This window comes from Streptomyces pseudogriseolus, from assembly GCA_002154585.1.
Classification (GTDB): domain Bacteria; phylum Actinomycetota; class Actinomycetes; order Streptomycetales; family Streptomycetaceae; genus Streptomyces; species Streptomyces pseudogriseolus.
Window position 1 is genome coordinate 1 of sequence record MUNG01000325.1, and the last position, 10,324, is coordinate 10,324.

13 protein-coding genes and 1 pseudogene are annotated in these 10,324 nt (G+C 69.1%); 8 read left to right on the top strand and 6 right to left on the bottom strand.

Annotated features, from left to right (window positions below):
• From CCN29_RS25775 to CCN29_RS25800, 6 genes and pseudogenes are all read left to right on the top strand, one after another.
• Window positions 1–226: pseudogene (locus CCN29_RS25775) on the top strand (IS701 family transposase); the annotation flags it as partial.
• A gap of 188 nt (window positions 227–414) precedes the next feature.
• Window positions 415–1,233: an IS5 family transposase gene (locus CCN29_RS25780; protein WP_086684793.1), complete on the top strand. Its 819-nt coding sequence runs from the start codon at window positions 415–417 to the stop codon at window positions 1,231–1,233.
• Window positions 1,234–1,451: 218 nt separating this feature from the next.
• Window positions 1,452–2,171 (top strand): transposase, encoded by a 720-nt coding sequence (locus CCN29_RS25785; RefSeq protein ID WP_442538495.1) that lies wholly within the window; start codon window positions 1,452–1,454, stop codon window positions 2,169–2,171.
• Window positions 2,120–2,638 carry a hypothetical protein gene (locus tag CCN29_RS25790; RefSeq protein ID WP_193460418.1) on the top strand — a complete coding sequence of 173 codons (519 nt, stop codon included), beginning with the start codon at window positions 2,120–2,122 and terminating at the stop codon, window positions 2,636–2,638. Before CCN29_RS25785 ends, CCN29_RS25790 begins: the two co-directional genes overlap by 52 nt.
• Window positions 2,639–2,759: 121 nt before the next feature.
• Complete coding sequence (locus tag CCN29_RS25795) at window positions 2,760–3,890, top strand: helix-turn-helix transcriptional regulator (RefSeq protein ID WP_086684801.1); 1,131 nt, start codon at window positions 2,760–2,762, stop codon at window positions 3,888–3,890.
• Window positions 3,891–4,087: 197 nt separating this feature from the next.
• Window positions 4,088–4,267, top strand: coding sequence for a hypothetical protein (locus CCN29_RS25800; RefSeq protein ID WP_086684804.1), 180 nt, complete (start codon window positions 4,088–4,090; stop codon window positions 4,265–4,267).
• Here the strand turns inward: CCN29_RS25800 and CCN29_RS25805 are convergent.
• From CCN29_RS25805 to CCN29_RS25830, 6 genes are all read right to left on the bottom strand, one after another.
• Complete coding sequence (locus tag CCN29_RS25805; protein ID WP_143661380.1) at window positions 4,260–4,742, bottom strand: hypothetical protein; 483 nt, start codon at window positions 4,740–4,742, stop codon at window positions 4,260–4,262. The genes CCN29_RS25800 and CCN29_RS25805 overlap by 8 nt on opposite strands.
• Before the next feature lie 8 nt (window positions 4,743–4,750).
• Window positions 4,751–5,329 (bottom strand): SGNH/GDSL hydrolase family protein, encoded by a 579-nt coding sequence (locus CCN29_RS25810; protein WP_086684810.1) that lies wholly within the window; start codon window positions 5,327–5,329, stop codon window positions 4,751–4,753.
• A gap of 169 nt (window positions 5,330–5,498) precedes the next feature.
• On the bottom strand, window positions 5,499–5,999 hold the full coding sequence (locus CCN29_RS25815) for a cupin domain-containing protein (RefSeq protein ID WP_086684813.1): 501 nt from the start codon (window positions 5,997–5,999) through the stop codon (window positions 5,499–5,501).
• A 252-nt stretch (window positions 6,000–6,251) separates the two neighbouring features.
• Window positions 6,252–7,202, bottom strand: coding sequence for an alpha/beta hydrolase (locus tag CCN29_RS25820; protein ID WP_086684816.1), 951 nt, complete (start codon window positions 7,200–7,202; stop codon window positions 6,252–6,254).
• Window positions 7,203–7,231: 29 nt separating this feature from the next.
• Window positions 7,232–8,176, bottom strand: coding sequence for an NADP-dependent oxidoreductase (locus CCN29_RS25825; protein ID WP_086684820.1), 945 nt, complete (start codon window positions 8,174–8,176; stop codon window positions 7,232–7,234).
• On the bottom strand, window positions 8,124–8,843 hold the full coding sequence (locus CCN29_RS25830) for an NAD(P)H-dependent oxidoreductase (protein ID WP_442538493.1): 720 nt from the start codon (window positions 8,841–8,843) through the stop codon (window positions 8,124–8,126). Before CCN29_RS25830 ends, CCN29_RS25825 begins: the two co-directional genes overlap by 53 nt.
• A gap of 389 nt (window positions 8,844–9,232) precedes the next feature.
• Between CCN29_RS25830 and CCN29_RS25835 the strand changes: the two genes are divergently transcribed.
• Both CCN29_RS25835 and CCN29_RS25840 read left to right on the top strand, forming a co-directional pair.
• Complete coding sequence (locus tag CCN29_RS25835) at window positions 9,233–9,736, top strand: MarR family winged helix-turn-helix transcriptional regulator (RefSeq protein WP_086684826.1); 504 nt, start codon at window positions 9,233–9,235, stop codon at window positions 9,734–9,736.
• Window positions 9,737–9,858: 122 nt separating this feature from the next.
• Window positions 9,859–10,324, top strand: a 466-nt coding sequence (locus CCN29_RS25840; RefSeq protein ID WP_442538494.1) for a transposase, incomplete at its 3' end; no start/stop codon positions are given.

A 10,324-nucleotide genomic window follows, 5' to 3' on the forward strand; every position in this document is an offset into this window, starting at 1 on the left:
CCTCATCTTCGACCCCGCCCCGCCCACCCACCACCGCTGGGTGATGGCCCGCCGCAGCATCTCCGACCCCGGCGAACTTGCCTACTACCTCGCCTACGCACCCGTGGGTGTCGAGATCGCCGAGCTGGCCCAGGTGGCCGGCTCCCGCTGGGCGATCGAGGAGTGCTTCCAGGCCGCGAAGAACGAATGCGTCCTCGACCAGTACGAGGTCCGCCGCTATATCGGCGGACGCTCTCCTGCCCCACCCACGAGCCGACCGCGACCCCGTCACCCATGCACTGAACTGGTCGGCCTGGAGAAGACACCACCAAGCCGTCGCCCGCCGCTGCCACTACCGAAAACGCAGCTCAGGACACGATCCGTTGCTGAAGTATTAGACCGTGTCCTACGTGGTGAGGCGTCGCTATTTCGTTCATGGGGCGGGGTACGTGGAGTTGGATTGTTCCGGACGGGTTGTGGGAGATCGCGAAGCCGCTGATCCCGCCGTCGAAGGTGCGGCCGCAGGGCGGCGGAACACAGGACACGCCTGATGAGACGCTGTTCGCCGCGATCATCTACGTCCTGGTGTCCGGCTGCGCCTGGCGTGCGTTGCCGCCCTGCTTCGGCGTCTCGAAGTCGACCGCCCATCGGCGGTTCCTCATCTGGTCGCGAGCCGGTGTCTGGGGCCGGCTGCACGAGGCCGTGCTGCATCGGCTCGACGACGCCGGCCTCCTCGACGTCACCCGCGTCGTCCTCGACACCGCCCACGTGAGGGCGAAAAAGGGGGCGAACACACAGGTCCGAGCCCCGTGGACCGGGGCAAGCCGGGTTCCAAGATGCACATCCTGTCGGACACGAACGGCCTGCCCCTCCTCGTTGGCGTCTCGGCCGGGCAACACCCCCGACAGCGAAGGGCTGAAGCCGATGGTGGAGGGTCACCAAACGAGACACGACCCCTACCGCGGACGGTACTTCAAGCCCCAGCGCCTGCATGCGGACAAAGCCTACGACCGGGTCGACCTGCGCAGATGGCTCCGCGGCAAGCGGATCGGCGTGCGCATCGCCCGCAAGGGCATCGAGTCCAGCGAACGATTAGGGCGCCGCCGCTGGGTCATCGAGCGGACGATGTCCTGGCTGTCCGGCTACCGCCGGCTCAGCCCCCGCTACGAACGCGATCCCCGCAACTACCTGGCCTTTCTCGGCCTCGTCGCCACCCTGTGCTGCTACAAGCGGCTCGTCCGCCTCACCACATAGGACACGGTCTTAGTGCTGTGCCCAGCCAGGTTCGCCGACGTGGTCAGGCTGCGGCTTTGGTGGGGCGGGCCGATGCGGAGGCCGTGATCAACGAAGCGGGGCGGGGTGTGCTCGCCGAGCTGTGCGGGGTGGAGCCGGCGGTGCTGGCGCGTGCTCTGCCCGGGTTCACCGTGGATGATCCCAAGATCAGCACCGGACCTGCTCCCGCACCCGCGGGGATGGTCCCGTCGCTGGCGGCGTCTGGCGGCCTGGAACGAGGCCGGTGTCTGGGAGAAGCTGCACCAGCTGCTGCTGAGCAAGCTGCCGTCGAAGAACCAGCTGGACTGGTCTCGTGCGATGGTCGATTCCTTCCACGCCCAGGCCGCACGCAGAAGCCTAAAAGCGGACCCAGCCCGGTCGACCACGCACGGCCGGGCAGCAGGCACCACGTCATCACCGACGGCCGGGGCATCCCGCTCGCGGTGTCGCTGACCGGCGGGAACCACAACGCTGTCACCCGACTGATGCCGCTGTTGGACAAGATCCCTGCAGTGGCGGGAGTCGTGGGCCAGCCACGGAGGCGGCCCGACATGCTCTTCGCGGACCGCGACTATGACCACGCCAAGTACCGCCGGCTCCTGCGGCAGCGCGGGATCCGCCCGGTGATCGACCCCCTCGCCTGGAAGTCCCAGACCGGGGCTCAGTGGGGTGCAGCTGCCGGAGAAGTACGGCAGGCCGGGCACGGGGGTGCCGACGGTGAGCCCGAAGGCGACAGCCCACCGGTGGTGCGACCCCCCAGATGTCTGGGATGGGATACGCCGACCGGCCGCGGCACTCTTTACCCGGTCGAGGGTGGTGAGCCGCCTTCGGCGCGTTCGGTGACGACAACGAGGGGGAAGAGATGTCCATGCGAAGAAGGACCATGGGGATGCTGGCCGCGGCCGCAGTCGCCGGTCTGACGGTGGCGGGGGCTCCGGCTGCCGGTGCGGCCCCGTCTGCGGCGGGTGACGCGGTCACGGCCTCCGTGTGGCGGAACGTCGCTCTGACCGGCACCTACACGATCCGCGACGACGAAGGCATCTTCGCCGCCGGTACGTACTGCAACGGCAACGTCGCCTCCGAGGGCTGGGTGAACGAGGTCCGCACGCCGTCGGTGTGGTGGGAGACCACGTGCGGGGGCGAAATCCGTGTGGAGAAGCATGTGTCCGCGGAGACGGACGCCGGCGGCGGAGTCATGATCTATGTGACCCTGCGGTTCTACGAGGGCACGAACGACACCAACACCGACCTCGACGCCGAGTACAACTTCAACCGCTACGTCCCCGCGGGACAGACCTCGACGGTCAGCGAGATCACGCTCCGCAACGGGGAGAACGGCGGCAAGGACTGGGCGAAGCTCAACCTCGTCCTGCACAACAACCGCTGACCCGTACCGAGGCGTCGATCGCGCGCCCCCGACATCGACGGTTCCCGGGCACGGTAAGCGGAGGCACAGCTACCTGCGCAAACCGGGCTCGGGACCCGTTGTGCACGCTTAGCCTCGGACCATGAGGCGCCATGGGGGAGCAAGACGGGTCGGCGAGACCGGGGACGCGGCGGCGCGGGCGGCGCAGTCCGCGCGGAGCGTCGAGGAGTTCTTCGAGGCGGTGAAACGGGTCGTACGGCCTGCGCTGCGCTTCGACGTCTGCGCCTGCTTGACCGTGGATCCGCAGACGTTGATGAACACCGGCGGTGACTACCGAGACGGCCTGCCGCCCGCCATGATGCCGCGCATGCTCGACATCGAGTACCGCGAGGGGGACGCCAACGACCTGTCCGATCTGGCGGCCAGGCCGACGCCGGTGGGCCTGCTCAGCCGGGAGACGAGCGGGAACCTCACCCTCAGTCCCCGGTACCGCGACATCATGCGGCCCCTCGGCTTCCGCGACGAGCTGCGTGTGCTGCTGCGGGACCGTCACGGAGCATGGGGCGCCCTGGTCATGGGACGCGCGGACGACGCGCCTCCGTTCGGCTCCGCAGAGCTGGCTGCGGCGGCGTCGCTGGTCCAGCCGTTGGGGAACGCACTGCGTCGGCTGCACCTGACGCGGCTGGCCGAAGCGCACGCCTCCCAGACGGCGCCGGGACTGGTGTTGCTGGACGCCGACCATCAGGTGGTGCATGCGACACCCACCGTGGCCATGTGGTTCGACGACCTGGCGCACGCCGACGGCGTGCCGCCCGGGGATCGCGGACTGCCTCCCGCCGTGTACGCGGTGGCAGCGGCGGTGCAGGCCGCAGGGGCCGCGGCCTCCCACACCTCGTGGATGCACAGCCGCCGGCACGGCCGGGTACGGTTGCACGCCTGGCGCCTGGAGGAACCCACGGCGGCCCCGGCCCGCACCGCCATCGCCGTCGAACGAGCCGGTCCCGCTGAGCACCTCGCACTGATCGTCGCGGCGTACGGACTGACTCCTCGCGAGAGGGACGTCATGACGCTGGTGTTGCGGGGGCGGTCCACAGCCGACATCAGCCGCAGTGCAGGTGTGTCACCGCACACGGTCCAGGACCACCTGAAGTCGGTGTTCGACAAGACGGGCGTCCGCAGCCGACGAGATCTGGTCGCCACGCTCTTCGCTCGTCATTATTTGCCGGACATGAGTCCGCCGGCGTTTGCACCGCAGCGCTGCCCCCGGGACTGAAGAGGCAAGCCCTCGCATTCGTCGGCTGCGACCCGTTCGTCGTCCTCGCCGGCGCCGACCTCGGGTCTGTCCCGTGTCCCGGATCCGGGTGTTAGGCCGCCCCGAACACCGGTGCTCTGCGCGCCCGTTCCGACGTCTACGGCGGCTCCTGGGAAGGCTTCACCTTCGAGTGGATCGGGGAGAAGAGCACCTTCGCCATGAAGTCCCAGGCCAACAGCCTCTACGTGGCCGTCGAGAAGAACTACACCGGCGCCTCGCAGAACCTGCTGCTCTCGTCGCCGCCGCCGTCGGCCGCGACGTCGACACCGCTAAGGGACGTCGTGGAGCGCCTGCAACCGTGGGCGATCTGGGCTGCTGCGCAGTGCTTGGTCAGATGACGTTGCACTCTTCCAGCGGAGACGTCTTTGCTTGTGGTGCGCCCTCGGCCCCATTCCGCAGCACGATGGAGTAGCAGTGGTAGGCCCGGGAGTGTGACACGCCGAACATGTTCGTGTCCTCATACTCTCCGAAGAAGCGGACGGTGGTGGTCAGCGAGTCCTCCGACCGCGCGTAAGAGAGAAGCCTGCCGTCGTGCCTCTCGGCGATCCCCCGAACGAATTCTTGGCCGGGAATGCCGTTTGGGGCTACCAGGGCTACCACCATGTCGCGCGCGTAAGAATGGGCCAAGTCTGCTGTCCGCTCCAAGGCTTCTGCCTTGTTTCGCTCGTTCGCGCGTTCCTGGCGATGGTGCATGACCATGAGAACCGAAGCCGCGATCAGGACCGCGACGATGGGCACCATGATGGCGGCGAGGCACCCAGGGGACGGCACCGTGACACGGCTCTGCTGCGCCACGGTGCCGTTGTTGGACATGTGCCTGTTCACCGGCCCTGTCGAGTGGCAGCTGACAGAGGGCTGGCTGTCATGAACGCCTGTGCGTAGGCGCTCGTGCCGGTCTGGTTCGGGTGGTAGCTCTCACAGCTCAGGCAGGTGTCCCCGGTAAACCACCAGCAGAGCTGCGTGTTCTTGTCGCCGTGGTGGAATTCGCCGTCACCATTCGGCCCTGCCACGACCCTGTTGATGCCTTCAGGTGAATCACAGATCCGCTTGCCCTCGAACGCCGCCTGCGGGGATCGGTAACGGACATTGGAGGCACTCATCGAGAGCGCGAGCTCGCGCTGCTTGCTCTCGAAGTACTCGGCCATGTCGTTCAGGATGACACGCTGGGAGGCACTGACCAAGGTCGAGCAGGCCTGAGTGCGGCTGAAGAGCAAGGGGTAGCCCATCAGCGAGATCGTCGCGTTCGGCGCGAGTGCATGGATTTGTTCCAGCACAGTGCGGGTCTCGGCTACGGCGTTGTCGATGTCTGCCTTCATCGAGGCCTCGGAGGGGCACCCCTCCATGACGCACGTCTTGATCTTGTTGTCGAAACGCGCGTCGTTACCGCCGATGGTCAACATGACCAAGGTGGTGTCCTCGCTGAGCGCCCCCGAGTCGATCTGGGTCTTCTCGTGGAAATCGCCTCGACGGCGGCCTGCGCGGCCAAGGCTGGCTCTGTTCGCGAGAACGGGAGTCGTTTGTCGATGAGCTCACCCTGTCGACCGGTGCCGGGCCTGGTGGCTCTGCCACTCACAGGAACTCGCTCCGGTAGGCCGAGGCCAACTCGGCCGCGCGGCGGCGGCGCTCCGCGAGCTCGTCCTGCGACAGCTGGGGCGGCGGCGCGTCCTTGCCGGCGACGACATCGCCGATGCGCGTGAAGTACTCGTCCTGGCCTGCCGGGGTGCACATGCACAGCATGCGGGCCGGCGCACCAGAGGCGTTGCGGAAGTTGTGCGGGGCGTTGGCCGGGATGTTGACCGTGGACCCGGCCCGTACGGTGTGCTTCTCGCCGCGGAAGGTGAACTCGATCTCGCCCTCGAGGATCGTGAACATCTCCTCGAAGTCGTGCCGGTGCGGGGGCGGGCCGCCGCCGTCGGGCACACGCATGTCGATCAGGCAGTACCGGCCGTCGGTCTGCTCGCCGGTGACCAGCATGGCGTACGTGTTGCCCACCAAAGAGATGTACGTCGTGCCGGGATCGTCGGGGTCCGCCACGGTCAGCGAGCGGGACAGGTCGTCGTCGGGGATCATCGGAATCGTCTCCTTCAGAGGTCAGTCAGGTGAGGATCAGGTGCCGGGCAGCTCTCATGGAGTCCGGCAGTCTCCCGACCGTCAATGCACATGCGGCGCGAAGCGGGATTCCGGCCCGGCCGCGCGGTGCTTCAGTGTGTTCGTGCCGGTGTCCGAGAGACTCCGTCGCGGCGGGCAACGGGGTGCGGGCCACCTGTATGGAGCGCCTGCATACCCCTCCTGCGGCATGGGGTGAGCGCGCTCGGTGGCGGCTCAGATGGATTTGAGGACGCGGATGCGGTCGGTGATGGCGCGGCGGGCGACGTCGGAGGTGAAGGCGATGGAGTCGAACTCGTGTGGGGCACCGGGGTGCAGGTGGAATTCGACCGGCACGCCAGCGCGGCTGAGTTTGGTGGCGTAGGCGGCGTCTTCGTCGCGGAAGACGTCGAGCTGGCCGACCTCGATGTAGGCCGGCGGCAGGCCGGTGGCGTCCTCGAGCCGGGCCGGGGCCGCCGTGGCCGGGACGCCTGGCCCGCCGGCGGCCTCGCCGAGCAGGGCGGGCCAGGCGGTGAGGCTGTCGTCGTAGGACCACAGCAGGTAAGGCGCGATGTGGGAATCGGGGGTGGTGGTGCGGTCGTCGAGCATCGGCATGATGAGGATCTGACGGGCGATCTTCGGGCCGCCGCGCTCGCGGGCGAGGATCGTCAGTCCCGCGGCCATACCGCCGCCGGCGCTGTCCCCCATCACACCGATCCGGTCGCGGTCGACGCCGAGTTCTGCGGCGTGTGCGTGCAGCCAGCGCAGTGCGCTGTAGGCGTCCTCGAGCGGGGCCGGGAAGGGATGCTCGGGGGCGCGCCGGTACTCGACCGACAGCATCGGCACCCCGCTGGCGGAGACGTAGCGGGAGACCGGGCCGTCGAACAGGTCGATGTGGCCGAAGATGTATCCGCCGCCGTGGAAGAACAGCACGGCCGGGCCCGGCGCCGCGCCGTCCTTGGTGTACCAGCGCATGGTGATCCGCGCGCCGTCGTCGGCGGTCGTGTGGTGCTCGCTGGTCTTGACGTCGTCCGGGATCGGCTGGGCCGTTCCCGCGGCGCCGATGATTGGCTCCCACATGGCGCGCCGCGCCGCGATGTCGCCTACGGCCGGTGATGTGGCGTCCGCCATCGCGCCGGCCATCGGGGCCAGCGCATGAGCGATTTCGGGATCCAGACTGAGTGCCATGGTCTTTCCCTATCGGTGGAGGATCGGCGTCAGTCGGCGGACGGGACCACGATGACCTTGCCGTGCACCGCGCCTTCGGAGGCCCGGGCGTGGAGCGCGGGGAGTTCGGCCAGCGGTACCCGCTCGGCGACGTCGACGCGCAGTTCGCCGCGGTCGATCAGCGCCACCAGTTGGGCCAGTTGGTCGGCGTCGCTGCGGACGAACAGGTCGATGCCGCGCACGTCGCGCTCCTCGTCGCTGGGGGCGGGCATCCACACCGTGGTGTTCACGACGACCCCGCCGGGACGGACCAGGGTGACCAGCGAGGCCAGTTCGTCCGGAGCGACCGGCGCGAGGTTGAGTGCGAGGTCGACCGGTTCGGTCACCACTGCGGTCACGTCGGTGGCGGTGTGGTCGATGACCTCGTCGGCGCCGGCCGATGTGACCGCCTCGCTGCTGCGCGGGCCCGCTGTGGCGATGACGTGGGCGCCGGCGTTCTTGGCCAGCTGCACGGCGTAGCCGCCGACCGCACCGCCGGCTCCGTTGATCAATACGCGCTGCCCGGCCGTCAGCTTGCCGTGGTCGAAGAGCGCCTGATACGCGGTCAGGCCCACCAGCGGCAGCGCGGCGGCGTCGGCCAGGGGGACGCTCTTGGGGGCCGGGATCAGGACGTCGGCCGGCGCCAGAACGTACTGCGCGGCGGCGCCGTTGCCGTTCATCGGCAGGAAGCCGACGACGTCGTCGCCGACCGCGATGCCGTCGACGCCCTCGCCCAGCGCGTCGACCGTTCCGGCGACGTCGATGCCGGGCGTGTGGGGCAGCGTCACCGGGATGGGGCCCTGCATGAAGCCCCCGCGGATGTTGCCGTCGACGGGGTTGAACGACGTCGCGGCGACGCGCACCCGGACCTCGCCGGCCCCGGGAACGGGCTGCTCCACGTCCTCATAGCGCAGGACGCTCGGGTCGCCGTACTCGTGGAAACGCACTGCCTTCATTTCCGGTTCTCACCTTCACTGCGATCGATGTTGCTTCGAATTCGAAGCAACTGTTGACGACGGTACATCTACTTCGAATTCGAAGCAAGTGCTGGGTTACTGCTGGTGCGAGCGCATCGCCGCGGCGAGTTCGACGGCGGCTCGGTCGATGCAGGCGCGCAGCCGCACCGCTGAGCGCCGTGGCCTGCCATTCGACGGGGCCTGCGACGACGACCGTGGGCACGGGCTCGGCGTGCACGGCGGTCAGGCGCCTGCGCATCACCTGTGTGATGTCGGGTGGCTGCCAGCCGGATCCGCTGTTGAGCGCCAGCGGCACCGACATGCCGGAGAGGACTTTGTCCCCGAGTATGGCGAGGAACGAGTCGAACACCTTGCTCGGGGATGCGGCGCGCACCGGGGTCGCCACCACCAGCCCGTCGGCCGCCACGACCGCCGCGATCGCCTCCCGCAGGTCGAGGCTGACGCGGCCCTGGATGGAGTGCTGGGCGAGGTCGGCTGCCAGCCGATGCAGCTCCAGCACCTCCACCTCGGCGCGCGCATCCCCGGCCGCCAGTGACCGGCACACCGCCTCCGTGATCCAGTCCGCGAGCCGGCGAGCCGGACGCGGACATCCGACACCGGCGCTCACCACGACGAAGGACACCGGAGTCCACGCGGCGGTGCTCATCCCGGCATCGCGTTCTTGGCTTCTGCGCTGCGGCCGGGCTCTCGTGCCGTCACCGGGGAGGGCCGAGGACGACGACGTTGCCCGAGGCAGGGGATGTTCATGGCGGGTCCTCGGGATGCGTGGGCGGCGGCGCCGTCCTTCTGCTCGTAACCCGGTGCCGCGGCACTGCCCGCTCTCCATGTTCTGCGGTGCTCAGTCGGGCTCAACGCTGCCCACACCGTGCGCTCACGAGGTCGCGCCATCGGGGCTGGGAAGCCCTCGCGCCCCGTCCGATCCACCTGCCGGGGGTGGCACCCGAACTCGCGCAGGAGTTCAGTTCCAGTTCTTCCTCTTGTGGCTGGAACCGCACCCCGCCGCATTCTTCGAATTCGAAGCAGTAGACTTCGAGCATGTCTGATTCACCGCCGTCGCTCGATCCCGTGCAGCTCGGCGCCTACTTCGACCTCATCGAGGTGACCAGCCTGCTCCGGCACGCCGTCGAGCGGCAGCTGCGCGAGACCGGTGACCTCAGTTATGTGCAGTTCCAGCTGCTGGCCCGCCTCGGGGACTCGCCGACGGGCAGCCACCGCATGACCGACCTGGCCGACGGCGTCGTCTACAGCCGCAGCGGCCTGACCTACCAGGTGGATCTGCTCCAGAAGGAGGGCCTGGTCGTCCGCGCTCCCTCGCCGGACGACGAGCGGAGCATCACCGTCACCCTCACCGATGCCGGGCGTGCGCTGCTTGCGAAGGTGCTGCCGGGTCACGTCGAGGTGGTCAGCCGCCTCCTGTTCGAGCCGCTTTCGCGCAACGACGTCAAAGCTCTCGCCGGCCTGCTGGCTCCGGTGCGCGACCACATGCGCTCCATGCCGTCCCGCTCGGCCGCACCTCGCCGCCGTAAAGCCGGAGCATGAGGACTCGGCCCAGGCCACACAGTAGGGACACGGCATGTCCCGCTCGGCGCAGGGCCAAGGGGAAGCGACGAGCGACGCCGAGGACAGGGACTGAGGCGTAGCACCTGGACGACGCTGAGTCGGTGGACTCCGCCATCGTGCGCGCCCACCAGCACGCCGCCGGAGCCCGGGGCCCGGCCGGCGAACCGGTACGACCATGCCATCGGCCGCTCCCGCGGCGGACTGACCACCAAATCCACCTCGCGGCCGACCACCGCTGCCGGCCGCTGGCCTTCGACCTCACCGCCGGACAGGCCGGCGACGCGCCTGCCTTCACCAAGGTGATGGCCCGCCTGCGCGTCCCCCGCCGCCGTGGGAGGCCCGGGACCACGCCGGACGTGGTCCTGGCCGACAAGGCGTACTCCTCCCGCGCGATCCGCAGCCACCTGCGTAAACGCGGCATCCGCGGGGTGATCCCGGAACGGGCCGACCAGCAGGCCGACCGAATGCGGCGCGGACAGGCCGTGGCAGACCGCCGCCCTTCGACCGGGAGGCCTACAAGCAGCGCAACACCGTCGAGCAGTGCATCAACCGCCTCAAGCAGTGGCG

What these genes read in the sequence shown, in the direction of transcription:
- CCN29_RS25795 (WP_086684801.1), top strand. Translation starts at nt 2,760, where the DNA reads ATGAGGCGCCATGGGGGAGCAAGACGGGTCGGCGAGACCGGGGACGCG.
- CCN29_RS25800 (WP_086684804.1), top strand. Translation starts at nt 4,088, where the DNA reads ATGAAGTCCCAGGCCAACAGCCTCTACGTGGCCGTCGAGAAGAACTAC.
- CCN29_RS25805 (WP_143661380.1), bottom strand. Translation starts at nt 4,742, where the DNA reads ATGTCCAACAACGGCACCGTGGCGCAGCAGAGCCGTGTCACGGTGCCG.
- CCN29_RS25785 (WP_442538495.1), top strand. Translation starts at nt 1,452, where the DNA reads ATGGTCCCGTCGCTGGCGGCGTCTGGCGGCCTGGAACGAGGCCGGTGT.
- CCN29_RS25830 (WP_442538493.1), bottom strand. Translation starts at nt 8,843, where the DNA reads ATGAGCACCGCCGCGTGGACTCCGGTGTCCTTCGTCGTGGTGAGCGCC.
- CCN29_RS25810 (WP_086684810.1), bottom strand. Translation starts at nt 5,329, where the DNA reads ATGTTGACCATCGGCGGTAACGACGCGCGTTTCGACAACAAGATCAAG.
- CCN29_RS25790 (WP_193460418.1), top strand. Translation starts at nt 2,120, where the DNA reads ATGCGAAGAAGGACCATGGGGATGCTGGCCGCGGCCGCAGTCGCCGGT.
- CCN29_RS25820 (WP_086684816.1), bottom strand. Translation starts at nt 7,202, where the DNA reads ATGGCACTCAGTCTGGATCCCGAAATCGCTCATGCGCTGGCCCCGATG.
- CCN29_RS25835 (WP_086684826.1), top strand. Translation starts at nt 9,233, where the DNA reads ATGTCTGATTCACCGCCGTCGCTCGATCCCGTGCAGCTCGGCGCCTAC.
- CCN29_RS25825 (WP_086684820.1), bottom strand. Translation starts at nt 8,176, where the DNA reads ATGAAGGCAGTGCGTTTCCACGAGTACGGCGACCCGAGCGTCCTGCGC.
- CCN29_RS25815 (WP_086684813.1), bottom strand. Translation starts at nt 5,999, where the DNA reads ATGATCCCCGACGACGACCTGTCCCGCTCGCTGACCGTGGCGGACCCC.
- CCN29_RS25780 (WP_086684793.1), top strand. Translation starts at nt 415, where the DNA reads ATGGGGCGGGGTACGTGGAGTTGGATTGTTCCGGACGGGTTGTGGGAG.